A 25,673-nucleotide genomic window follows, 5' to 3' on the forward strand; every position below is an offset into this window, starting at 1 on the left:
CCGTCAGCGTTCCCGCTCCCATTCATCCGTGTCCGCGATGGCGGGCCCATGGTTGTAATCCATAAGCCGCCAGCGCACGGACTCGCCAAACTCGCCAGCCCCGTCCGGCCCACCGTGCACATCCATCGGCACCAGACGCGCCCAATGGGCGTTGCGCATGGAGACCACCGACGCGAAGGTGTCGTCCACACGACTCAGTCCGAGCAGCGTCTGCAAGGTCTGCGCAATCCATGCACCATGGGAGAACACGAACAGGTCAGTGTCAAGTCCAGCGCGCGTGGACCAATCCCGGAGCGCCTCCACGCCGCGCGCCCCCACATGCTCCTTGGGTTCGGCGTCGTATTTCAGCTCGCCGCCGCGGTGTTCCATCCACGAGCGGAAGTCCTCGGGATACCGCTCGGCCAGTTCGGCCACGGCATGGCCGTCCCAGCGGCCGAAGCTGCGTTCGCGCACACGCGGATCGTCGTGCACCTCCTCGCCGCCCAGCACGTCGGCGAAGGCCTGTGCGGTGGCGTGCGCACGGGAGAGATCCGAACACACGATGATGCGATGGTCGGTCTCGGGACGACGGTCCACGTACAGGTCCTTGAGCGCGGCGGCGGTCTGACGCACCTGCCACTGCCCGACGGCGTCCAAGGGGATGTCAACCTGCCCCTGAAGCTTATGCTGCGCATTGTAGGACGTACGACCGTGACGGACCAGGAAAATGGACCGGACGTGCTGGATTGCCATGGACACTCCTCACTCGTGCGCGCATCCGGAATGATGGGGATACCGTCTGCGTGCTGTCTGCCGTTGTGTGTTCTTGCCGAGGGCGACACGGCGGATAGTCCGCCATAATGCCCGTCTGCCGGCATCTACCATAATGACCGGCCGCCGGGCGCGGGCCCAACGACCGGTCATATGCCGATATGCCTATGCCGTCTCGATGTCAGGTTCGCCGTCGGCGACCACGGAACCGGCTTCCCTCTCGACTCCCTCGAGGGCCCCGCCGGCCGTCTCGGGATGTTCAAGATTCAGGTCGATGGTCTCGCAATCCCTCCACAGGCGTTCGAGCCCATAGAATTCACGCGATTCCTCGTGCATCACATGAATCACGAAGTCGCCGTAGTCCAACAGCACCCACTGGCCTTCGGTAAGGCCTTCGCGGGACCGGGCCTGACGGCCGTCGCACTTGAGGTAGAGATCCTTTTCGATCTCCTCGGCCACGGCCAGCACCTGACGTTCGTTCGAGGCGCCGGCGATCATCATGATATCGGTGATGCCGAGCAGGTCGGCCACGTCGAAGGCCACGATATCGGTGGCTTTAAGTCGGTCGGCGGCCTGTGCGGCCACGCGCACGGCGTCGATGGAGTCCTGGAGTGCGGGCATGGCTCAGCGCTCCCAGGCGGGCTTCCAGCCCTCCACGTTGTGCTGCGTGTTCTCGGAGTAGACCATCGTGTCGCTCGGCACCGCGTGGCGCACCACGGAGCCGGCACCGGTGGTGACGTTGTCACCCACCTCGACCGGGGCCACGAACAGGTTGCCGGCCCCCACATGGCAGCCGGAGCCGATACGGGTGCGGCTCTTGTGCACACCATCGTAGTTGGCAGTGATGGTGCCGCCGCCGATGTTGGTGTGGTCGCCGAGCTGGGCATCGCCCACATAGCTCAGATGCGGAACCTTGGTGCCGTTGCCGATGTGCGCCTTCTTCATCTCCACGAACGCGCCGGCCTTGGCGTCCTCACCAAACTCGTTGCCGGGGCGCAGATAGGTCCACGGGCCGATGTTCGTACGGGCGCCGATATGCGATTCCTGGACGCGGGAGCGTTCGACGGTGGCGCCGTCGTCGACGACAGCGTCGATGAGCGTGGTGTACGGGCCGATCATCGCGTCCTCGCCGATCACCGTGTGTCCCTGCAGGAAGGAGCCGGGCAGGATGGTGGCGTCACGGCCGATCGTCACGTCATCCTCGATCCATGTGGTCTCGGGGTCGAGGATGGTCACGCCCTCACGCATCCAGTGCTCGCAGACGCGGCGGTTGTACGTCCTGGCCAGCGCGGCGAGCTGCACACGGTCATTGACGCCCTCCACGGTGAGCGGATCGGGCGCGGTGAACGCGCCGACCTTGCCGGCGGAGCGCGCGGTCTCGAGGGCGTCGGTCAGATAGAACTCGCCCTGGGCGTTGTTGGACTTGAGATCCGCGATGGCGCGGGCCAGCAGCTTGGCGTCGAACACGTAGACCGACGTGTTCACCTCCTGCACGGCGAGTTCGCTGCGGTTGGCGTCCTTCTGTTCCACGATGCGCAGCACATTGCCTTGCGGATCGCGGATGATGCGGCCGTATCCGGTCGGGTCGTCGAGGATGGTGGTGAGCACGGTGGCGCCGTTACCCGAGACGGTGTGGAACTCGACCAGCTGACGCAGGGTCGCGCTGTCGAGCAACGGCATATCGGACGCAGCGATGAGCACGGGCCCGTTGATGCCGCCGTTTTCGGCAAGCTGGGACATCGCGCACTGGACGGCACGTCCGGTGCCGGGGATGTCGTCCTGATTGACGATGGTGACGTGCTCGTTGTAGGAACGGGCGGCCTCGGCCACGCGTTCGGCCTGGAAGTGCACCACCACGGCCAATGTGGCGGGCTCCAGTGCGGCCACCGAGTTCATGACCCTGTTCAGGAAGGTCTTGCCCGCGAACGTGTGCAGTACCTTCGGCTTATTGGAACGCATGCGTGTACCCTCGCCGGCGGCGAGGACGATGGCTGCGGAAAGTGTCATACCGACGTGTTTCCCTTCGTTTGGATTGTCCGTGCTTCGCAATCACTGCAAAACAATAGACGGCCGCCCGGATGTCGGACGGCCGTCGCCAGCTCCCCCACCTGGACTCGAACCAAGACAAAGGGTTCCAAAGACCCGTGTGCTGCCATTACACCATGGGGGAATCGTGGGCGTTCGCCCACAAGTGTTCATTTATACCATACGTTTCGGAATTTGGCATCATACGCCACTCCGAGACGTGTGCCGGAACGGTTCGGCACGCGCGGTCATCCAACGATCATCCAACCGTCTTCCGCATCCAATCGTCTTCCGGCTGGGCCCGATAGGACGAATCCTCTCCTTGAGGCCAAGCCGGAAGACCGGAACGACTCGTGCGCGCCCGGACCGGTCAGGCGAACAGGAAGCCCTGTCCGTGATGCTCTGGGTACGTGTCGAACAGCTCGGCCACGGAACCGTCCTCGAACACCGCACGGATGGCGCCGGCGAGCAGCGGGGCGATGGACAGCACGGTCAGGCCGTCCCAACGCTTCTCCTCCGGAATCGGCACCGTGTCGGTGAGCACCACTTCGCGGGCGCCGCAGTTCTTGAGGCGGTCGATGGCGGGACCGGACAGCACGCCGTGCGTGGCCACGACGGTGACCGACTTGGCACCGGCATCCTGCAGCACGCGGCATGCACCGACGATGGTGCCGGCCGTGTCGATGAGGTCGTCCACGAGCACGCAGTCCTTGCCGACCACGTCTCCGACCACGCGGTTGGCGACAGCCTGGTTCGGACGGGTGATGTCACGGGTCTTGTGGACGAAGGCGAGCGGGCCGCCGCCGAGGCGCTGGGCCCACTGCTCGGCCACGCGGATGCGGCCGGCGTCCGGAGAGACGACGGCGACGTTGTCCAGATGGTCCTTGAACCGGTCACGGATGTAGTCCACAAGCACCGGCATGGCGATGAGATGATCAACCGGGCCATCGAAGAAGCCCTGGGACTGCGCGGCGTGCAGATCCACGGACATGATGCGGTCGGCGCCGGCGGTCTTGAGCAGGTCGAAGATCAGGCGGCAGGAGATGGGCTCGCGGCCGCGGTGCTTCTTATCCTGGCGAGAGTAGCCGAGCAGCGGGCAGACGGCCGTGATGGAGCGGGCGGATGCGCGCTTCAGGGCGTCGATCATGATGAGCTGCTCCATGATCGCCTTGTTGATGGGCTTGTAGTGGCTTTGAAGTACGAACACATCGGCGCCGCGCACCGATTCGGTGTAACGCACGTACATCTCGCCGTTGGCGAAATCGTATGCCGTGGTCTCCAGCAGATCGATTCCCAATTGTTCGGCGACATCTTCGGCTAGTTTCGGATGAATCCTTCCCGTGACGAGAATGAGATTCTTATCGGGCTTTCCCTCGAGGATTGCGCTCACCATTACTCCCAACGTGTGGTCTCGTTAGTGCAATTCATCAGTCTAGACGTGCTTGGCGACCATGAGGACACGTTTGCGTTGCTTGTCGTTCACGCTCCCTTTAAACTGACCGCCGCGCACGTCATCGGGCGGGGCCGATCCATCGCGCGATGGCCTTCTTGATGGTCTGTGCGTAGAGGTCGCTGTCCATGCTCGGATGGATGCCGTCGGCGCCGAACACCTGCGGATTGGCGTTGGCCGCGGCATCCCAGTCCACCAGCACCACATTGTCGGGATGGGCGGCGGCGTAATCCGCCAGCACCTGGTTGGTGGGCGGAATCCAAGTACGGTCACCGTGCGCGTTGACCAGCACCAGCACACGATCCGAACCGATCTCGTTGTACACCTGGTCGAGCTCGTCCGGCGTGATTGCCGAGTTCGTGCCGAGCCCCACCACTATCCACTGACGCAGGCTGCCGGCGGCAAGATCCTCCTGAATCATGCCGGGCGCCACCAGTATGGAGCGGGAGACGGCCGCATCGGTCTGGATGCCCGGGAACACGCTGGACAGGCCCTGCGAGGAGGCGAGCATGACCGAATCGCCGATGGCGGTGATCTGGTCGCCAGTGGGCATCGCGAACTTCGGCCGGGGCGGCTTCGGCACCTGATGACGCAGCAGTACGTGTTCCTTGCGCTGCGTCTGTTCGAGCTGTTCGGCCTGCCGCTCAAGCTCGAGCTGCATGGCCGTCTTGGCCGGCGCACCCATGACACCCTGCGTGGCGCCGAACAGCGAGGCAACCAGTATGGCGTCCACCACGACCGCGCGGACGATGTGGCCGGCGCCGGGATGGCGGATTGGCAGGATCACGAACAGGGCCGACCGGCGCGCCGCAGGTTTTTCGACCATCATCCAGGAGATGACGGCGGCGATGACCGTCAGTACTGCGGTCATGCCGAGCGGCCACGGGCCGGGCACCGGGAACAGCTTCGGGGCGAGGGCGCGCGACAGCAGCCACAGCGGCCAATGCCACAGATAGATGCCGTAGGAGTAGGCGCCCAGCGCCTTGAGCGGGCGAAACACCATGAGATCCTGCATCCAGGAATCCGACGAAATGGTACCGGCGATGAGCAGCACGGCCAGCACGCTGGAGATGATGATGCCGCCTCGGAACGCGAAGTCGTCCTGCTTGCCGCACACCGCCATGACGATCAGAGCGATGAGGCTCAGGAACGCCAGCACGGGTGCCACGGCCCGCCAGATGCTCGCGGAGAGCGGTTCGGGTACGTGCATGGTGTCGGGTCGTTGGGTCGCGTCGGACAGATTGCCCGGCAGCGGCACAGGCCCCGGTGCCGAGGCCATGCCGGATGCCGAAGTGATTCCGGGCTGCGGATTGTTAAGACCGAAACGATCGGACGAATCGGCGGAGAATCGAGATGCCGCCGATGCCGCTGGCGTAGCCGACACGTCCGGAGCGGAGTCCGGAGCGGAGTTCGGAGCGGATGGTGCAGACAGCGCAGACGGCACGATGGAACTCACCGACCGAGCCACGGGCTTGGGCCGGGGATGGTTCAACTCGTGAGCGGTCACCCACCAAGCCAGTGCGAGTCCTAGCATCAGTCCAACGGCATGGGTGTCGGTGCCGAAGTAAACGCGGGTCGGGTCGCCGCCGGGCCGGTAGAGGGTCCACATGGCGTAGCCGCTGCCGGCCGCGAGCGCGAGCGGAATCACCGCGGACAAATGCGTGCGGCGGATCTTCCACATCAGCCATGCGAGCAGAGGCACGACCACATAGAACTGCATCAGCACGCCGATGAACCACAGATGCCGGAAGACCTGCGGGTTCATCTGGTCGAAATAGCTTTGCCCGCCGGCGATGGCGTACCAGTTGTAGCAACCGAGCAGCACCGTGATGATCTGGTCGCGGATGTTCACCAGAAGGTCTCGGTCCAACAACCAACCCGCAGACACGATGACGGGAATCAGCAGGAACAGCGCCGGGTACAGACGCACCGCGCGGTGCGGGATGTACCGGGCAAGGTTCACCGAACCGGTGCGCGCCAACGAGCGAAACAAGCTCACGCCGATGAGGAAGCCGGATACGGTGAAAAACACGTCAACACCATAGAAGCCGCCCGGCAACACCTGCTGCATGCAGTGGTAGAGCACGATGGCGATGAGGGCCAGCCCCTTGATGCCGTCCAGTCCTATGTAATGCCCATCAAAACGCCTACGCACTGCTGTTGTCACTGTCACTTCTCTTGTCTTCGTACCGCTTCTTTCTCGCTAGGTATTACAGCAACAGATGGCGACAGTGCGCCGATTGGACCAGGGGTGTCCGAGCATAGCGCCGGCATCGCCGACGATAAGTGGCTGCGTATGGGACAAACTTAGGTACATCCATCGTGTCCTTAGGCAGATTCCAAAGAACAGGACGACACAACAACGACACAACAAGGCAGGCATACCGCGCAAGGCACCGATGAATATGTGCCTAAGAAACGTCGAATGTACCTAAGCAATGAAAACGCATGGCCCTTACACGCCACAATCGGAAAAGCCTGATATCGGAGCGGATGGCGGCCACCGGCGCATGAACGTCACCATACCGTCAGGAGTCGGCCCTTTTCCGCTCCCGTCGGCGATTGGGAGCCGCCCCGCCGCCAACGCGAACAGAACCCCAGCTGCTCCCGCTTCCTTCGGCGAGCGGAGGCCGCACTCACTTGTGGTACAGGCTCACACGCTCGTACTTGGGCTCGCAGCACACATTGATGCCCAGCTTGCGGTACAGCTCCTCATCCGCCGAGGAGATGATAACCGAAAAGAAGGCGTCGGCGCCGCGCAGCTGTTCGAGCCCGTCAATCACGCGGGCGGCCAGCGGACTGGTGGCGCTGGTGATGGACAGCGCGATCAGCGTCTCGTCGGAATGCAGACGGCGGTTCATGCTGTTGAGGTGCTCGGTCTTGAGGCGGCAGATGGGCTCGACGGCGGCGTCATCGATCACCGGCAGGTCCGCGTCCACGCCGGTGACTTTTTTGAGCGCGTTCATGAGCAGGGCGCTGGCCGCGCCGAGCAGCACGCCGGTTTTGCCGGTGACGAGGCGGCCATCGGGCAGGACCATCGCGCCTACCGGGGCTCCGGTCATTTCCTCCTTGGCGAGCGCCGCCGCGCGTGCGGGAGACAGGTTCTCGTCCACGCCGGCCTTCTTCATGATGGAGCGCAGGCGTTCGACCTGCTCCTCGCCTGTGCCGGTGCGCTTGAGATTCACGCATGCGGTGAAGTAACGGCGTACGATCTCCAGTCTCGCGGCCTCGCGGCAGACCCCGTCGTCCGAGATCGCGTAGCCGGCCATGTTGACGCCCATATCGGTGGGGCTCTGGTAGGGGCTCTCCCCCATGATCCGCTCCATCATGGCCTTGAGGACCGGGAACGCCTCGACGTCGCGGTTGTAGTTGACGGTGGTCTCGCCGTGGGCCTCGAGGTGGAAGGGATCGATGATGTTCGCGTCGTCCAGATCGGCGGTGGCGGCCTCGTAGGCGATGTTGACCGGATGGTTCAGCGGCAGGTTCCAAATCGGGAACGTCTCGTATTTCGCGTAGCCGGCGTTGATGCCGCGGCGATTCTCATGGTAGAGCTGCGAAAGGCAGGTGGCGAGTTTGCCCGAGCCTGGGCCAGGGGCCGTCACCACGACCAGTGGCCTGCTGGTCGCGATGTAGTCGTTCCTGCCGTAGCCGTCCTCGGAGACGATGCGCTCGATGTCATGGGGATAGCCGGGAATCGGGTAATGCAGATAGCAGTTGACGCCCAGCTGCTCGAGGCGGTGGCGGTAGGCGTCGGCGGCGGGCTGTCCGGCGTACTGGGTGAGCACCACCGAGTTCGCGAGGAATCCGCGCGAACGGAAGATGTCGATGAGACGCAGCACATCCTCGTCATAGGGGATGCCCAGGTCGCCGCGGGTCTTGCCCTGCTCGATGTGGTTGGCGTTGATGGCGATGACGATTTCGACGTCCGCGGCCATGCTTTCGAGCATGCGGAACTTCGTGTCCGGCTGGAAACCGGGCAGCACGCGCGAGGCGTGGTAGTCGTCGAACAGCTTGCCGCCGAACTCCAGATACAGCTTGCCGCCGAATTGCGCGATGCGCCTGCGGATGTTGGCAGCTTGCAGCTCGATGTACTTCTCGTTGTCGAATCCCTGTCGCATATGGGTCGGCATCCCTTTCGAAACTTCCAAACGTCGGCGTAAACGGAAAAATTATACCGGAAGGCCTTCGGCCACACACCCAGACCGCTTTAACGTTCACTTTTACGACGAACCTCGAGACCGCATGCTCGAACGTCTCGAACACTGCGCTCGAATATCGCGCACTCAAACACGTGCGCTCAAACACCTCGAACCACGCCTCCATTCTCCAGCGCGGTAATTTCCACAACGCCCGGCGCTCCCCCATTCGGCCGAAACACCTGGCATCCCCCATTTGGCGGAGCGCCCGGCATTCCCCAGTCGGCTGAAACGCCCGGCGCTCTCCCATAAAACGCATGCATTGGGCAACAGCGCAGGACGGGCGCAGAGCATTCATCGTCTTGGCACTCCCATCCAGCCCTGTTTCACCTGCGCCACGCGACGATGCATCGATTCCGCGTATGCGTCGCAGGCAAAACAAGGCCAGATATCGTGCAAAGGAAAGCAGCATAGCGGACTGCGACGAATGTTGCAGGTGCAATGGGCCTACATACGACACCATCCGCAGGCAAAAAGACGTCATGAACCGTGCGTGCAGGTGTTTTGCGTACAGTTACAACCCCAATCATTCTCTACAGCGACACATAATGCCTGCGGCGCCCACCCCGCATACACAAAACACCTGCACGGCGGTCGTCGCTCTTGCCCAGCCCATTCGGGCTCACTCGGAACTGATTCGGATTCACTCAGTATCGAAGAAATCGTTGTCGATGGCCTTGATCTCATACACTGTTTTCACTCCCACGCCTACGTTGTATTCAATCATCAGCTTTGCGAGAGTCAACCCATCGATGAGCACGACGCTGATATCGCTGGACCGCATTCTCTCATCGCCGTACCGTCGCGCCTCCTCCGAGAACCGTGATGTCGTGATGAACACGCCTTTGTTGGCGCCATTGCCAACAAGAGCGCCAACGAACCCCTGAATGTCAGGTCGTCCTACGACATGCTCGGTATTCCAGCGTTTGGCTTGAATATACACGGAATCCAAGCCAAGCCTGTCGAGACGAACCACGCCATCTATCCCACCATCCCCGCTTTTCTTGGTGACTTCGCCGGAGGTCTTGGACAGGTCTCCGTATCCAAGGCTCAGCACCAATCGCGTCACCAGACGTTCGAAGAAATAGGGGTCGTTATCCATGATGCGGTCGAGCAGCTCCGAGGCAAGCGCCTCATTGAGTTGTTCCGATGCGGTTTCCATCAGGTCCTCGGGAGTGGCCTCATCGGACTGCTCGGAAATATCGGTCTGCAATACAGTAGACCTTTCCTTCGCGTCAACCGTCTTGCTTTGGTATCCCTGTCTCCAAGCCAGGAAGGCGGGCACGGTCTCGAGGTCCGCCAAGGTGATGGCGTCTTCATGCTGCTGCAGGAATTCGCGCCCGGCATCGGTGATACGGTACGTTCCGCGTTTGCTCCCCTTTTCCACAAGCTGTGCCTTATGCAAATCGGTCAGTCCCCATCCGACGCGGTTGGGCGATGCGAGGCTGCCCGCTTTTCAGCATTTCGTTTTGCTCATCCACCGTCATTGCAAACGCGGCAATCACCGCCGCACGAATGCTTCTGGCGTCCTTCATCCGCCCATCGGCGAGCTCTCGCAAAATCGGACGTAACGTCTGGTCCCATGTCGGCATCGTCATGGTCGCCTCTTCTCCGTTCGGCTATCAGATTCGAGCAATAGCATACCGACAACACGCGTTTTCATTCGCTGATTTATCACGAATCACATGGAATCGTGCGATTAACGGTTACGCAGTATGGTTTCGGCCTTCATCCACGCGCAGCAGCGATGCGGGAGCGTCATTGCCAGGCCAAATCATGGCTGGATGGCGACGCTGCCGTCCTCCAGCGTCGTCCGGCGGCCAGCATGTGGCCTGATGCCGACGCCAATTTGCGCCTAGCGTCGCCGCGAGGCCAGTCCGTGGCCGGAAAAGATCACTGAGTGACGCTGTTACGTCGTTTGTCGGCCATCCTCTGGCTCGGCGGCGACGCTAGCATTAATGACCGTTGCCGATTGACCAAGTTTTGGCCCGACAGCGACGCTAGTGGTCCGTCTCGCAATTGTTTGAGTGGTATCGGTCCTCCCTGACGGGCCGTTGCTGTGAAGCAAACAGCGGAGCCGTTTGCAGGCAACGTGCGAGCCGGAAGGTGAGCCAGCATGCTGCGCACGCAGTGCGTCCTTAATTGCAGGACGGGCCGTCAGCGAAGCTGACTAAGGGAGAGAAAAGCTGAAGCCCCCAACTGTTTAAGATTTATGAGAGATGGACCACTAGAACAACCATAATGGCGACAGCGCCATGGAACCCAATCGAATACGGCCAACAAGTATCGAAATACGACACCCGATACGTTCTGAATAGAACCCCACCGCAACAACAATGGCTCTGTTCAACCAACTTGACATACGAAGTGAATCGACAGGCTGATTTCCCCCGAGAAATCAACCCACTCAAAACTCACGCTGATTAATGCATGTCAATTCTGGTTGAACAGAGCCAACAATATTCACTGTTATCAACAAGGTTGATGTGTGTGTCCCCTAGGCGCACCGAGGCGCACCAACACAAAACCATCCAGGAATTCATCGAACAGTGTGTGTCCCCTAGGCGCACCGAGGCGCAACGCCGAGAACACCGTTCCGCAATACGGAATAAGGAACAAGAAATAATGTGCGACGCGTGCGGTAGCAAGGCGCACCGAGGAAAGCGCTGAACCGTATAGGGGACAATCCAGCGGACTGTCCCCAGACGAAGGAAGCAGCTATGCTGCGACGGTTGCGCGCAGCGCAACAGGTACCGCGACCGAGGAGCAACAACGAGGACGCTCCATCATTCGATTATTGATGACATTCAGCGATGCGTGCGGCAGCAAGGCGCACCGAAGGAAGCTGTACAAAAGTACCGCGACCGAGAAGCAACACAGCTAACGCTCCATCGCTGAATGTCACTCCCATTCGATGGTTGCCGGGGGCTTGCTAGTGCAATCCAGCACCACGCGGTTGATCTGGCGGCATTCGTTGGTGATGCGCGTGGAGATGGTGGCAAGCACGTCGTAGGGGACGCGGGACCAGTCGGCGGTCATGGCGTCCTCGGAGCTTACCGGGCGCAGCACGATCGGGGAACCATAGGTGCGCTCGTCACCCTGGACGCCGACCGAGTGGACGTCGGCGAGGAGCACGACCGGGCACTGCCAGATATCGCGGTCGAGACCGGCCTTGGACAGTTCCTCACGGGCGATGGCGTCGGCCTCGCGCAGGAGGTCGAGGCGTTCGCGCGTGATCTCGCCGATGATACGGATGCCGAGGCCCGGGCCAGGGAACGGCTGACGCCAGACGATCTCGTCGGGCAGACCGAGCTCGGTGCCGATAGCGCGCACCTCGTCCTTGAAGAGGGTGCGCAACGGCTCGATGAGCTGGAACTTGATGTCCTTGGGCAGGCCGCCGACGTTGTGGTGGCTCTTGATGTTCGCCGCGCCGTCACCGCCGCCGGACTCCACGACGTCCGGGTAGAGCGTGCCCTGCACGAGGAACTTGACTTCCTTGCCGCGGGCGCCGGCCTCCTCGAGCACCTGCTGCTGGGCCTTCTCGAAGGTGCGGATGAACTTCTCGCCGATGATCTTGCGCTTGCGCTCCGGCTCGGAGACGCCCTTCAGGGCGGTGAGGAAGTCGTCGGCCGCATCCACGGTGATCAGACGGATGCCGGTGGCCTCGACGAAGTCGTGCTTGACCTGCTCGACCTCGCCCTTCCTGAGCAGACCATGGTCCACGAACACGCAGGTGAGCTGGTCGCCGATGGCCTTGTGCACGAGGGCGGCCGCCACGGCGGAGTCCACGCCGCCGGACAGGCCGCAGATCACTTCGGCGTCGCCGACCTGCTCGCGAATCTTCTTGACCTGCTCGTCGATGATGTTGGAGGCGTTCCAATCATTGGGCAGCGCGGCGCAACGGTGCAGGAAGTTCTCGATGAGCTGCTGACCGAGCGGCGAGTGCTTGACCTCGGGGTGCCACTGCACGCCGTACAGCTTGCGGGATTCGTCCGCCATGGCGGCCACGGGGGCGCCTTCGGTGTGGGCGAGCACCTCGAAGCCGGCCGGGGCCTGCTCGACGGCCACGCCATGGCTCATCCATGTGGTCTGCTCGGCCGGGGAACCGGCGAGGATACCCTCGGCATCGTCCACGATGGCCTCGGTCTTGCCGTACTCACCCAAGGCGGCCTTATCCACCTTGCCGCCGAGCTCGTAGGCCATGACCTGGAAGCCATAGCAGATGCCAAGCACGGGAACGCCGGACTCGAACACCTTGGTATCTATGGTCGGCGCGCCGGGCTCGAACACGGAGGCCGGGCCGCCGGAAAGGATGATCGCCTTGGGATCCTTGGCCAGGATCTCGTCGACCGGCATGGAATGCGGGACCAGTTCGGAATAGACTCCGGCCTCACGCACACGGCGGGCGATGAGCTGGGCATACTGGGCGCCGAAATCGACGACAAGCACAGGACCGTTTGCCATTGATATTCCCCTAACGTTCATTGGGATTTTACGTGGGTTGCAACACACCGATTATCACCGGTCAAGCAGACAAGCCCGACACGCATAAAACTATGTGCGAAATACGAACAAACTACATGCCTGCAAGAAACAACACGCCGGTGTTAACTTCGTTAAATCGAACGTCGCAATACGACATCAATCCTTGATTTTTCGCTGTTTTACGCCATTCCTGCTCTCATGGCTGCAAAATACGATTAGGACAATCGAGCCAATGAATCACACAAAATGCGCTATTTTCATAACATTTCCGAACACACCCGCAAGAAATCGTTCAAAAGTCGTGTTGTCCTCGTACCATGACGAGTGATTGGGAACGGAAACCCTTGTGCCGTAAGGAACCAGGGCCCGCGACCGAACAGAAATAATCAATCGCACGGATACGTGCAGGAGTACAGGAGTACACATGACGAGTCCTGTTATTGGCACCCCTTGGAAGAAGCTCAACGCTCCGGTTTCCGAGGAATCCCTCGAAGGCGTTGACAAGTACTGGCGCGCCGCCAACTACCTTTCCATCGGCCAGATTTATCTGCGCAGCAACCCGCTGATGAAGGAGCCCTTCACCCGTGAGGACGTCAAGCACCGTCTGGTTGGCCACTGGGGCACCACCCCGGGCCTGAACTTCCTCATCGGCCACATCAACCGCTTCATCGCCGACCACGGCCAGAACACCGTGATCATCATGGGCCCGGGCCACGGTGGCCCGGCCGGTACCTCCCAGTCCTACCTGGACGGCACCTACACCGAGACCTTCCCGAAGATCACCAAGGATGAGGCTGGTCTGCAGAAGTTCTTCCGTCAGTTCTCCTACCCGGGCGGCATCCCGTCCCACTTCGCTCCGGAGACCCCGGGCTCCATCCACGAGGGTGGCGAGCTGGGTTACGCCCTGTCCCACGCCTACGGCGCCATCATGGACAACCCGAGCCTGTTCGTGCCGGCCATCGTTGGTGATGGCGAGGCCGAGACCGGCCCGCTGGCCACCGGTTGGCAGTCCAACAAGCTCGTGAACCCGCGCACCGACGGTATCGTGCTGCCGATCCTGCACCTCAACGGCTACAAGATCGCCAACCCGACCATCCTGTCCCGCATCTCCGACGAGGAGCTCCACGAGTTCTTCCACGGCATGGGCTACGAGCCGTACGAGTTCGTCGCCGGCTTCGACGATGAGGACCACATGTCCATCCACCGTCGCTTCGCCGAGCTGTGGGAGACCATCTGGGACGAGATCTGCGACATCAAGGCGACCGCCCAGACCGACAACGTGCACCGTCCGTTCTACCCGATGCTGATCTTCCGCACCCCGAAGGGCTGGACCTGCCCGAAGTACATCGACGGCAAGAAGACCGAGGGCTCCTGGCGTTCCCACCAGGTGCCGCTGGCTTCCGCCCGCGACACCGAGGCCCACTTCGAGGTCCTCAAGAACTGGCTCGAGTCCTACAAGCCGGAGGAGCTGTTCGACGAGAACGGCGCCGTCAAGGACGATGTCCTGGCCTTCATGCCGAAGGGCGAGCTGCGTATCGGTGCCAACCCGAACGCCAACGGTGGTGTGATCCGCGACGACCTGAAGCTCCCGAACATCGAGGACTACGCCGTCAAGGAAGTCGAGAAGTACGGCCACGGCTGGGGCCAGCTCGAGGCCACCCGTCGTCTCGGCGTCTACACCCGCGACATCATCAAGAACAACCCGCACGACTTCCGCATCTTCGGACCGGATGAGACCGCTTCCAACCGTCTGCAGGCTTCCTACGAGGTCACCAACAAGCAGTGGGACGCCGGCTACATCTCCGACGAGGTCGACGAGCACATGCACGTCTCCGGCCAGGTCGTCGAGCAGCTGTCCGAGCACCAGATGGAAGGCTTCCTCGAGGGCTACCTGCTGACCGGTCGTCACGGCATCTGGAGCTCCTACGAGTCCTTCGTGCACGTGATCGACTCCATGCTCAACCAGCACGCCAAGTGGCTTGAGGCTACCGTCCGCGAGATTCCGTGGCGCAAGCCGATCGCCTCCATGAACCTGCTGGTCTCCTCCCACGTCTGGCGTCAGGACCACAACGGCTTCTCGCACCAGGACCCGGGTGTCACCTCCCTGCTGCTGAACAAGTGCTTCCACAACGACCACGTCATCGGCATCTACTTCGCCACCGATGCGAACATGCTGCTGGCCATCGCCGAGAAGTGCTACAAGTCCACCAACAAGATCAACGCCATCATCGCCGGCAAGCAGCCGGCCGCCACCTGGCTGTCCCTCGACGAGGCTCGTGCCGAGCTCGAGAAGGGTGCCGCCGCTTGGGATTGGGCCTCCACCGCGAAGTCCAACGATGAGGCTGAGATCGTGCTTGCCGCCGCCGGCGATGTCCCGACCCAGGAGATCATGGCCGCTTCCGACAAGCTGAAGGAACTCGGCATCAAGTTCAAGGTCGTCAACGTGGTTGACCTGCTCGCTCTGCAGTCCGCCAAGGAGAACGACGAGGCCCTGTCCGACGAGGAGTTCGCCGACATCTTCACCGCCGACAAGCCGGTGCTGTTCGCGTACCACTCCTACGCTCACGACGTGCGCGGCCTGATCTACGATCGCCCGAACCACGACAACTTCAACGTCCACGGCTACGAGGAGGAGGGCTCCACCACCACCCCGTACGACATGGTGCGTGTGAACGAGATCGATCGTTACGAGCTGACCGCTGAGGCCCTGCGCATGATCGACGCCGACAAGTACGCCGCCAAGATCGACGAGCTCGAGAAGTTCCGTGACGAGGCCTTCCAGTTCGCCGTGGACCACGGCTACGATCACCCGGACTACACCGACTGGGTGTACTCCGGCCTGAACACCTCCGAGAAGGGCGCCGTCACCGCCACCGCCGCCACCGCTGGCGACAACGAGTGATGACCGCTTCACGGTAGTTCACTGTGAGATAGCCTAACGGCATAGGAAAGGGCCCGGGATTCGTCCCGGGCCCTTTTCGTCGTTTTCGTTGTATTGATGGACTGCCATATGCAGACCTGTCCCTTCAATCCGTCGTTGTGCGCCTCGCCGTGGCCCCCGCCGGCCCTGTCATTGTGGCCCTGCTATGCCATCGTTGCGGCCTTGCCTCGCCACTGTATCCAGCAGACCGAATCGTCGATTAAATCGGTGATTGAATCGACAACTGAGTCTCCGATCGAATCACCGACCGCATTCCGTCGGCCACGATATCCCCGCGCCTAACCACCGAACGCGACTGATTGTCAGTACAATGAGTGAGGTCCCTATATGTGAAATCAAAGGAGACAGACCAGTGACCGTCACCCGTGTATACATCGCCAGCCCCGAAGGCGCCAACGGCCGCAACGTAGTGGCCTATGGCGTACTCAACGCGCTGACCTCGAAGTACAAGACCATGGTGTTCCGCCCCGCCGTGTCCAACCACGACGACTTCACCCCCATCCTGCTCGCCGCGTCCAACGCCGGCCTCGGCGTGGCCCTGTCCACCGGACTGGACATCCACAAGGTGCGCGCCGACAAGGAGACGGCTCGCGGCGACATCGTCGGCGCCTTCAACGACGCGATGGACGTCTCCCGTGCCGACGCCGCACTCATCGTGGGCACCGACCGCTCCCACGTCAACGACCCGACCACCTACGAGTTCAACGCCAATGTGGCGGCCGACCTGCAGGCGGGCGTGTTCCTGACCATCGCCACCATCGACCGCTGGCCGCACGAGCTGGACGAGACAGTCAAGCTCTCCATCGAAGGCATGGAGGCCGCCGGTAACAAGGTGCTCGGCATCTTCGTGACCGGCTGCGAATCCCGTCACGCCTTCTCCGTCAAGGAGACGCTGGCCAAGTACGGCCTGCCGGTGTGGACGCTCCCCCAGGTGCAGTTCACCGACGAATCCGGCAAGGACCTCGCCCTCGAGACCTTCCGCAAGAACGTACCCACCGAGGAGGTGCTCGCGGCGCTCGACGTGGACGTGACCGCGCCCATCACCCCGTACGCGTTCCAGTTCGGCCTGCTCGGCAAGGCGAAGTCCAACAAGAAGACCATCGTGCTGCCCGAAGGTGAGGAGGACCGCATCATCAAGGCGGCCGACTACCTGCTCGAGCGCGAGATCGTGAACCTCATCATCGTGGGCGACAAGGACGCCATTCTGGCCCGCGGCGAGGAGCTCGGCCTCCATTACCTGAACCGTGCCCGCTTCCAGGCGTTGAACGACGAGAACGTGCTCGTGCCGATGGTGGCCAAGCTGTGCGAGCTGCGCGCCAAGAAGGGCATGACCGAGGAGCAGGCCCGCCAGCAGCTCACGGACCCGAGCTACTTCGGCACCATGCTGGTGGTGCTCGGATACGCGGATGGTCTGGTCTCCGGCTCCGTGAACTCCACTGCCAACACCGTGCGTCCGGCGCTGCAGGTCATCAAGACCAAGCCCGGTCAGAAGCTCGTCTCCGGCGCGTTCCTCATGTGCTTCAAGAACCATGTGGCCGTGTTCGCCGACTGCGCCATCAACCTCAACCCGGATGCCGAGCAGCTTTCCGAGATCGCCCTCCAGTCCGCCGAGACCGCCCGCGCATTCGGCATCGATCCCAAGGTCGGCATGCTCTCCTACTCCACCCTCGGCTCCGGCAAGGGCCCGGACGTCGATGTGGTCGAGGAGGCCACCAGGCTGCTCAAGGAGAAGGCTCCGGACCTGCCGGTGGTCGGCTCCGTCCAGTTCGACGCCGCCTGGTCCCCCACCGTCGCCGCCACCAAGGCCAAGGGCGACCCGGTCGCCGGACACGTCAATGTGTTCGTCTTCCCTGACCTGTGCGCCGGCAACATCGGCTACAAGGCCGTGCAGCGCTCCTCCGGCGCCCTAGCCATCGGCCCGGTGCTGCAGGGACTCAACAAGCCGGTCAACGACCTGTCCCGTGGCGCCTTGGTGCAGGACATCATCAACACCATCGCCCTGACCGCCATCGAAGCGCAGTAGTTCTGCGCTTCTTATCGCAGCGTTCTGACGTGTTTGGGGTGGATGTTGCGGTGCCGGACCGTAGGCTTGGCCGAACGGCCTTGAGTGTGTCCGGCACCGCAACATCCACCCCAAACACTGCGCAGAATCATCAAGTCATTCGCATGTCAATAGGAATCCTCGAGATTCACATTGCTATAAATGGCCGATGCTGATGGATGGGGAACCAGACCGTAAAGACTCGGCCTGAGCGGCCCGGAGCGTGTCCGGTGCCCCATCCATCAACATCGGCCACGACCATTCCCGCAATAGTTTTGTAGTAAGCAACGAGTAATCTGACTTACGGTAACCCGTGTCAGCGGGAAACAGACAAATCACAATGGAGGATGCCCACAATGGCGAAAACCGTCCTTGTCATCAATTCCGGCTCCAGCTCGATCAAGTACCAGCTGGTTGACCTCGAGTCCGGCGAAGGCCTCGCTTCCGGTCTCGTCGAGAAGATCGGCGAGCCGATCGACGGCCACTACAAGCACGAGTACAACGGCGAGAAGCACGAGCTCGAGGAGCCGATCCACGACCACGAGCAGGGCCTGAAGCGCGTGCTCGGCTTCTTCAAGGAGTACGGCCCGGATCTGTCCGAAGCCGGCATCGTGGCCGTCGGCCACCGCGTGGTGCAGGGCGGCTCCATCTTCCCGAAGCCGGCCCTGGTGACCGACAAGACCATCAACCAGGTCAAGGATCTGGCCGTCCTCGCCCCGCTGCACAACGGCCCGGAGGCCAAGGGCGCTGAGGTCATGCGCTCCCTGCTGCCGGACGTGCCGCAGATCTTCGTCTTCGACTCCTCCTTCTTCTTCCAGCTGCCGAAGGCCGCCAGCACCTACGCGCTGAACAAGGACATCGCCGAGAAGTACCACATCCGTCGTTACGGTGCCCACGGTACCTCCCACGAGTACATTTCCTCCGTGGTGCCGGACGTCATCGGCAAGCCGGCCGAGGGACTCAAGCAGATCGTGCTGCACATCGGCAACGGTGCCTCCGCCTCCGCCGAGGTCTCCGGCAAGCCGGTCGAGACCTCCATGGGCCTGACCCCGCTTGAGGGCCTCGTCATGGGCGGCCGCACCGGTGACATCGACCCGGCTGTGGTCTTCCACCTGATCCGCAACGCCCACATGAACGTGGACGAGCTGGACACCCTGTTCAACAAGCGCTCCGGCATGATGGGCATGACCGGCTTCGGCGATCTGCGCGAGGTCCACCGTCTGGTGGCCGAGGGCAACGAGGACGCCAAGCTGGCCCTTGACGTCTACGTGCACCGCATCGTGAGCTACATCGGCAACTACACCTACCAGATGGGTGGCTGCGACGTGATCACCTTCACCGCCGGCGTCGGCGAGAACGACGACATCGTACGCAAGATGGTGTGCGACAAGCTCGCTCCGTTCGGTGTCAAGCTGGACGAGGAGAAGAACGCGACCCGCTCCAAGCAGCCGCGCATCATCTCCACCCCGGACTCCTCCGTGATCATCGCCGTGATCCCGACCAACGAGGAGCTGGCCATCGCCCGCAAGTCCGCCGCCATCGCGGAAGCCGGCGAGGACACCTACGGCAACAAGTTCGCTAAGTGATCGACTGCCGATAGGCGTCTAACTAATCTCTAGTTGCAATACACGTGTGGGGCTGATTCCTGATGGAATCAGCCCCACACGTGTTTAAGTCCTGAAATCACTCCCCTCAGTCATGCTTCGCATGATAGCTCCCCTCAGAGAGTGGAGCTGTCCATGTAGCGGACTGAGGGGAGCTGAATTACGCCAGCATGCCGTTCCACATGCCTACGAAATCGGGCAGGGTCTTGCGCGTGGTGGCGACGTTGATCACCGAGATACCCGGAATCCTCAAGCCCAGCATCGCCGCGAACGTGGCCATGCGGTGATCGGCGTAGGTCTCCATTTCAGCGCCATGCAACCGTTCGTCCGACACCGGCTCGATGCGCAATCCGTCCGGCAGTTCCTCGGCCTTGCCGCCCACGCGGGCGATCTCGTTGACGAGCGCGGCGAGACGATTCGTCTCATGGCCGCGCAGATGGCCGATGCCCACCATGTCCGTCGGTTTATCGGCGAACACCAGTATCGCAGCCAGCGAAGGCGCGATCTCTCCCGCCGCGGTCAGATCGAACGTGCCCAGTCCACGAACCGAGCCGTCGCCGGTCACCTCGCAGTATCGCACACCGTTCTGCTCCGGGAACGAGACCTGCGCCCCCATACGCTCCAGATATCCCGGCAGCAGACCGCCCGGCTGCGTGGTGGTTTCCGGCCAATGCGGCACACGCACGGTCCCGCCCGCGATGAGCGCGGCGCCCAGGAACGGCGCAGCATTGGATAGATCGGGCTCCACGGTGACCGTTTCCGGCAGCTGCAGCGGCTTGGGCGCGACCGTCCACGTATGCGCGGATTCCTCGGCGACGGCCTCGCCACCGGCCCCGTTCACATCGGCGACAGTCATGCGGATATGCGGCAGGCTCGGCGTCTTCTCCCCCGTGTGCGTCAGCCGCAGGCCACCGGGCAGTTTCGACCCAATGAGCAACAGGCCGGAGATGAATTGGGACGAACCGGACGAATCAATGCTCACCGGCGCCATGGCTTCGGCCGATGGCAAAGCAGAGGGCGGGGTGATGGTGAACGGCAGGAATCCCTCTTCGCCCAGATAGTCGACCTTGGCGCCGAGCTGTTCCAAGCCGTCCAGCACCGGCTTCATTGGTCGGGCGTAGGCCTGCTCGTCGCCGTCGAAGCGCACAGGGCCGTCGGCGAACAGCGCCAATCCCGGCACGAACCGCATTACGGTGCCAGCCAAGCCGCAATATACGTCGACGTCGCCCCGGAACCTACCGGAAACGGGCGGCGTCACCGTCACCATGGTATCCGTGACCGGGTCCACGTCGCAGCGCACGCCGAGGGCGGCGAGCGCCCCCATCATCAGTTCGGTGTCACGCGAACGCAGCAGTCCCACCAGCCTCACCGGCCGTGAGCTGAGCGCGGCCAGGATCAGATAACGATTCGACAACGATTTGCTGCCGGGAATCGTGACGGTGGCGTTGATGGGGCCGTCCGGCATCGGTGCGGGCCACAGGTTCGGAGTTGTGGTATTCGGTGTTTCGCTCATGCGCCCATCGTATCCGTTTTCGCGGAGAATCGAGCGGCGGACGCGCTATGGTGGAATCGTGCGTGTGATCGAACGGTTCTGCCGGGGCAAAAGGGCTGATCAGTCGTTGAACGAGGATGGGGTGGTCATTACGGACGGGTTCGCGGCCGTGGTGGACGGGGTGACGAGTAAAAGCGTGCGCCATTTGTGGCGGCCGAGCGGCGGCGTGGTGGCGCGGAATCTCCTCGTCGATACAGTGGGAACCCTGCCGCGGAACGCCACAATGAGAGAGACCCAGATGACGCTCGACCGGCGGCTTCGCGCGGAATATGCCCGAAGCGATGCGGATGAATCGGTGTTCGCCAACGAACCTTGGGAACGGTTGCAAGCCAATGCGGTGGTCTACAGTGCGGCACATCGAGAGGCGTGGCTGTTCGGTGACTGTCAGATCATGGTCAACGGTGTGCAGACGCCGACGATGAAACGCGTGGATGAACTGCTCGGCGAAGTACGATCGTTTGCGGCACAGGCGATGGCCTTGGACGGCGGAGCGGATTCCGCTACTGCGCCGGATAGGATGAGACCGCCAGAGGAACCGGATGGATCGGACGAGGTCGCATCGGACGAATCAGACGGCGGGACCGAACATTTGCCGGGCGCATCAGCCGCATCATTCGAATCCGAATCACACGAATCAATCAAACCAAACGAATCATTAATCGGACCAATCGGACCGGATTCATCGGTCGCATCAGATGAATCATCCAGCAGAACGGCGGAACCGAACGGAGTCGGCCAACCGGAGACAGAACCCGACGACCCCGCGCGGAACCTGATCATGCCGTTCCTGCGATTGCAGTCACGATTCGCGAACCGACGCGGCATGTACGGGTACTTCGTATTCGACGGATTCACGGACCCGACCTATCCGATTCGCTCAGTACCTATCGCTCCCGGCGACGAGGTGGTGCTGGCCTCGGACGGCTATCCCCTGTTACGCCCGACGCTGACCGAATCGGAGCGAGAACTGGCGCGGCTGCGCAGAGACGACCCGTCGCTTATCCATGAGTACCGCTCGACCAAGGGCTTCGTCGCGGGACAGGAATCATTCGACGACCGTACGTATCTGCGGTTCGTCGCTTGAACCGCCTCGCCTGAATTACCTCGCCTGAATCACCTGAAGGGTTTGCGCTGGCCAGCCACCGGCGTCACCGTTACTTGTCGGATGCCAGACGCGATTCGATGCGCGGCTCGTCCTCGGCGACGGCCTGTTCCTCGCTCAACCCGCCCTCGATCATCTGTGCGTGCAACAGCTGCGCGGCCACGCGATCGGCCTCGATGGCCGCGATCTGGCGGGAGAACACGATGAACCAGCCGAGGAACATGAGACCGGCCAATGCCTCCACGTTGGTGAGCGTATTGTGGCCCATCATCATGTTGGCCCAGAAGCCGGCGCACACAAGCGCGGCGAGATCGGAGGCCACCATCACGGCCTTGGACAGGCGCGGCGCGAGCCAGGGCAGGCAGACGAACAGCACCAGCATCACGAACGGCAGGCCCTTGGCGCATACGTTGTGCATGAGATTATGCGGTGTGTAGCGGAACACGCCGATGCCGATGAATGCGAGGCCGGAAACGGTCAGCAGCGCCGAGAGGATGCCCGTGCGCAGCATGAAATGCGGGATTTCGTAGCCACGGTTCGGGTCCTTGTTGGTGCGGTCGTGCCAGAGACGTTGCAGGCGTTCGGTGGTCACCAGTTCCGAGATGGCGAAGTAGCTCACGATGATGATGCAGGTTCCGGCGAGCATCAGCGTGGAGTTGAACATGCGTGCGGCGAACGTGGTGCGGTCGCCGAGTTGCGAGAAATTGTTGTGATACCAGTACGGGTCATCGGTGGTCATGCCGGCGGTCACCACGCCGGAGATGACGAAGAACGGCAACAGGGACGCCAGCGTCTTGGCGTTCATGAGTTCCGCCTGCACGAACGTCATGTAGCCGACCACGCCGGCGAATCCGGCGCAGACGCTGGAGATGTAGCCGGAGAAGATCGCGTTGCCCATCATGTCGTTGGCCGCGCCCATCAGCGCGAACGACGACAGGAAGATGGTGGCGGCGTACACCACCGAAAGTGCCACGATCTCGATGATACGGCGGATTGGCGCGAGCCAGCCATGGTCCAGGTTCAGCGAGCGTGACTTGCTGGCGTATCCGATGACGAACGAGATGACGCCGCAAGCGGCCACGATGCCCGAGGCCACCATGAAACGTCGCTGGGTCAGCTGCCAGATGGCGGGCGCGTACTGCATGTAGGCGTTCATGGACACCGCTCCCACCACCGCACAGATAAGGAAGGAGACCAGACCATAGGTTTCGGCGCGTTGATGACGACCCATGCGGCGGTGCTCCTTTCGTTGCTCGTTGCGATTGCGCTCGTTACGGTCGCGTTTGCCGCAATCGCGTGTGTTGCGGGGCCAGTTGTTGCGGCGGTCAGTTGCGGTCCATCCGTAGCCCGCCCTCACGCACGGCCGGCTACGCTCGTCCGCCCGTACCGCCTCCCTCGTGTGCGGCCTACGACACACTTGTCAAGCCGAGAGCTTCAGACCGGCCTACGTTAGGCAGGCCAAGCCGAAGAGCCAAGTCGACAAGACGTGTCACAAGGCCGTGCCGCTTGACACCGGGCAAGCGGCAGCCCAAGCGACACGGCATGCGCAATGCCGAACACGCGAGAGGACTTTTCCCAAAACGTCATTGTATCCCGTGTCCCGGTCCTCCGATGCGATACAATGACTATTTGTGCCGTTCTCTCCTCATCGACTGACGGCACGACGGGCTATAGCGCAGCTTGGTAGCGCGCCTGCTTTGGGAGCAGGATGTTATCAAAGCGTTGCTGCCGTGACCACCGCTGAGGCTTACTGCCGACTAGGTTTTCAGGCTTCAGCGATAATTGAAAAGCGGCATCCATTAACAATGGTTAACAATGACCGCAGACCTTCGGTTTCTCGGACTTACCTTCGAGGAAAAAATGGATGGTCAGGAACGCATTACGTCCTACGCAATGCGTATAATCGAAAAGTTGTGCCGTAAGGCATAAAAACGGGCTGTGGCGCAGTTTGGTAGCGCGCTTGCTTTGGGAGCAAGACGTCGCAGGTTCAAATCCTGTCAGCCCGACAATGAAAGCCCTACTCCCGACCGGGATGTAGGGCTTTTCTCTTTTACCTGAAACGCTAACCGTTAACATTTTTATCATCCTGAGATAGCCCACAATCCCTGTAATTCCAATGGTTTTAGATATGATTAAGGGCATGTCCGCCACAATCGACGTATAATCGCGTATCTGATTAACGGTCAATGGAGGTCAAGCTCATGGCCATCGCCGTGGACTCGTGACCGGGTTGACCAATCATGGGTTGATGATTACGAGCGGACCAACGGAGAGTACGGCTATCCGGCGTCCATGTCGGGCAAGATGATTCCCATTAAGGCCGATGAGTTCGATGTGCCGTTGGCCGTGGAGGAACTGCGGTTGATCAATGCGCGGGATCATTCATGGTATGAATACCGGAATTTCGGAGGCCCGGCCATTCCCTCCATCGGTTACGGTTTCGTTGCCGCAGCGTTGGCCGAGGAAACCAATGGCGTTTGGCTTCCACCGATGGGGCGTTCGGCAGCAGCGGGCATAACGGCGAGACAGCCGAGCGGTTTCTTGCATGGTGGGGAGACGAGCAGATGGCCTTCTACGGGAAGGAAGCCTTTCGATAACATCGATAACAGGATCCGGGCAAATCATCCGGATAAAAGAGAACCCCCAGTGCATCACGGCTCAGTCGAAGACCGTCCGGAGAGGCCCTTTGGGGGATTTCATGGAATATGATAATGGGTTATGAGTCGACAGTCAAACCCAGCAGCCGATTTCCTCTCACAGACTCCCCGGAAGGGCAGTCCACAGGAGAGGGCGTTACGCTCGTGCATCACCGACGAACGGCTCTCATCCTATGACTCCGAAGCACGGAGACGTTCATGCCCGGCTTTGCGACTGTACCTGTGGGATCATGACATGGCCAGCGCGTGCATGGGCGACATCGCCATCCTTGAAGTCGCCTTGCGCAACCACATGGATCGGCAGCTGTCCCTCATCGCCTTGGAGCAGGCCGGCACCGAGGACTGGTACATGGCGGGGCTGCGTTTCGACGACCGTACTCAGCGGCAGATCCGTGAGGCATGGGGCCATCTCACCATCCAGCAGAAGAAATGGCACACGCATGGCCATCTCGTCGCGGCGTTGACGTTCGGGTTCTGGCGCAATCTGCTGGAGAACGGCGGCGCAATCCATGCTCGTTGGCCGGACGAGGGCAGCGCCGATTACGAGAACGACCTCTGGCGCAAAGGCATCGTCAAGTCCTTCCCTGGCGGCCGGCGGCACGCAGCGGACGCGAACGCCAAGTGGACAAGAAACTACGCGCTGAACATTGTCAAGACCGTGCATGCCCTGCGCAACCGGGTCGCCCACCACGAGCCGCTCGTCAATGGCGTCCCGCTGCCGGGCGAGAACCGGCGCATCACACTGGCGGACGCGGTGCGGGCCTGTTTCGATCTGGCGATGATTCTGGACCGGAACTTGTACTCGTGGCTGATGGACAACAGCAAGATGAAACTCGTGCTCGAACACGAGCCACGGTCTATCGAGTAGAC

16 protein-coding genes and 2 tRNA genes are annotated in these 25,673 nt (G+C 61.9%); 6 read left to right on the plus strand and 12 right to left on the minus strand.

The window, feature by feature from the left end:
• Positions 1 to 3: 3 nt before the first annotated feature.
• The 10 genes from BMYO_RS06000 to guaA all read right to left on the minus strand — a co-directional run bounded on the left by BMYO_RS06000 (position 4) and on the right by guaA (position 12,885).
• Positions 4 to 732 (minus strand): histidine phosphatase family protein, encoded by a 729-nt coding sequence (locus tag BMYO_RS06000; RefSeq protein ID WP_094667604.1) that lies wholly within the window; start codon positions 730 to 732, stop codon positions 4 to 6.
• Between the two features lie 183 nt (positions 733 to 915).
• Positions 916 to 1,371 (minus strand): ribosome silencing factor, encoded by a 456-nt coding sequence (gene rsfS, locus BMYO_RS06005; RefSeq protein ID WP_223852203.1) that lies wholly within the window; start codon positions 1,369 to 1,371, stop codon positions 916 to 918.
• Between the two features lie 3 nt (positions 1,372 to 1,374).
• Positions 1,375 to 2,757 carry a bifunctional UDP-N-acetylglucosamine diphosphorylase/glucosamine-1-phosphate N-acetyltransferase GlmU gene (gene glmU / locus BMYO_RS06010; RefSeq protein WP_094667605.1) on the minus strand — a complete coding sequence of 461 codons (1,383 nt, stop codon included), beginning with the start codon at positions 2,755 to 2,757 and terminating at the stop codon, positions 1,375 to 1,377.
• Between the two features lie 92 nt (positions 2,758 to 2,849).
• Positions 2,850 to 2,920, minus strand: a tRNA-Gln gene (locus BMYO_RS06015).
• A 225-nt stretch (positions 2,921 to 3,145) separates the two neighbouring features.
• Positions 3,146 to 4,168, minus strand: a complete 1,023-nt coding sequence (locus BMYO_RS06020; protein WP_094667606.1) for a ribose-phosphate diphosphokinase — start codon at positions 4,166 to 4,168, stop codon at positions 3,146 to 3,148.
• A gap of 118 nt (positions 4,169 to 4,286) precedes the next feature.
• Positions 4,287 to 6,392: an acyltransferase family protein gene (locus BMYO_RS12130; protein WP_267889619.1), complete on the minus strand. Its 2,106-nt coding sequence runs from the start codon at positions 6,390 to 6,392 to the stop codon at positions 4,287 to 4,289.
• Between the two features lie 469 nt (positions 6,393 to 6,861).
• Complete coding sequence (locus BMYO_RS06035; protein WP_094667607.1) at positions 6,862 to 8,343, minus strand: DUF1846 domain-containing protein; 1,482 nt, start codon at positions 8,341 to 8,343, stop codon at positions 6,862 to 6,864.
• Positions 8,344 to 9,064: 721 nt separating this feature from the next.
• Positions 9,065 to 9,808, minus strand: a complete 744-nt coding sequence (locus BMYO_RS12340) for a restriction endonuclease (RefSeq protein ID WP_143249125.1) — start codon at positions 9,806 to 9,808, stop codon at positions 9,065 to 9,067.
• Positions 9,809 to 9,818: 10 nt separating this feature from the next.
• Positions 9,819 to 10,019: a winged helix-turn-helix domain-containing protein gene (locus tag BMYO_RS06045; RefSeq protein WP_094667609.1), complete on the minus strand. Its 201-nt coding sequence runs from the start codon at positions 10,017 to 10,019 to the stop codon at positions 9,819 to 9,821.
• Positions 10,020 to 11,322: 1,303 nt separating this feature from the next.
• Positions 11,323 to 12,885, minus strand: coding sequence for a glutamine-hydrolyzing GMP synthase (gene guaA / locus BMYO_RS06050; RefSeq protein WP_094667610.1), 1,563 nt, complete (start codon positions 12,883 to 12,885; stop codon positions 11,323 to 11,325).
• Between the two features lie 445 nt (positions 12,886 to 13,330).
• On the opposite strand from guaA, the gene BMYO_RS06055 reads away from it, so the two are divergent.
• The 3 genes from BMYO_RS06055 to BMYO_RS06065 all read left to right on the plus strand — a co-directional run bounded on the left by BMYO_RS06055 (position 13,331) and on the right by BMYO_RS06065 (position 19,474).
• The gene (locus BMYO_RS06055; RefSeq protein ID WP_094667611.1) at positions 13,331 to 15,808 is read left to right on the plus strand and encodes a phosphoketolase; all 2,478 of its coding nucleotides are present in this window, start codon (positions 13,331 to 13,333) and stop codon (positions 15,806 to 15,808) included.
• 391 nt (positions 15,809 to 16,199) lie between these two features.
• Positions 16,200 to 17,870 carry a phosphate acetyltransferase gene (gene pta, locus BMYO_RS06060; protein ID WP_169834069.1) on the plus strand — a complete coding sequence of 557 codons (1,671 nt, stop codon included), beginning with the start codon at positions 16,200 to 16,202 and terminating at the stop codon, positions 17,868 to 17,870.
• Positions 17,871 to 18,244: 374 nt separating this feature from the next.
• On the plus strand, positions 18,245 to 19,474 hold the full coding sequence (locus tag BMYO_RS06065) for an acetate/propionate family kinase (RefSeq protein ID WP_094667612.1): 1,230 nt from the start codon (positions 18,245 to 18,247) through the stop codon (positions 19,472 to 19,474).
• 178 nt (positions 19,475 to 19,652) lie between these two features.
• On the opposite strand, the gene aroA is transcribed toward BMYO_RS06065, so the two are convergent.
• The gene (gene aroA / locus BMYO_RS06070; protein ID WP_094667613.1) at positions 19,653 to 21,005 is read right to left on the minus strand and encodes a 3-phosphoshikimate 1-carboxyvinyltransferase; all 1,353 of its coding nucleotides are present in this window, start codon (positions 21,003 to 21,005) and stop codon (positions 19,653 to 19,655) included.
• Positions 21,006 to 21,267: 262 nt separating this feature from the next.
• On the opposite strand from aroA, the gene BMYO_RS11865 reads away from it, so the two are divergent.
• Positions 21,268 to 22,128, plus strand: coding sequence for a hypothetical protein (locus tag BMYO_RS11865; protein ID WP_211276832.1), 861 nt, complete (start codon positions 21,268 to 21,270; stop codon positions 22,126 to 22,128).
• A gap of 70 nt (positions 22,129 to 22,198) precedes the next feature.
• Here BMYO_RS11865 and BMYO_RS06085 read toward each other — a convergent pair whose 3' ends face one another.
• Entirely contained in the window at positions 22,199 to 23,377 is a 1,179-nt protein-coding gene (locus BMYO_RS06085) for an ABC transporter permease (RefSeq protein WP_094667614.1), read from the minus strand.
• A 701-nt stretch (positions 23,378 to 24,078) separates the two neighbouring features.
• Here BMYO_RS06085 and BMYO_RS06090 point away from each other — a divergent pair.
• Together BMYO_RS06090 and BMYO_RS06095 are read left to right on the plus strand one after the other, a co-directional pair.
• A tRNA-Pro gene (locus tag BMYO_RS06090) sits at positions 24,079 to 24,152 on the plus strand.
• Between the two features lie 886 nt (positions 24,153 to 25,038).
• Positions 25,039 to 25,671, plus strand: a complete 633-nt coding sequence (locus tag BMYO_RS06095; RefSeq protein WP_223847851.1) for a DNA-binding protein — start codon at positions 25,039 to 25,041, stop codon at positions 25,669 to 25,671.
• Positions 25,672 to 25,673: the final 2 nt, after the last annotated feature.

Source organism: Bifidobacterium myosotis (assembly GCF_002259745.1).
Lineage (GTDB): Bacteria > Actinomycetota > Actinomycetes > Actinomycetales > Bifidobacteriaceae > Bifidobacterium > Bifidobacterium myosotis.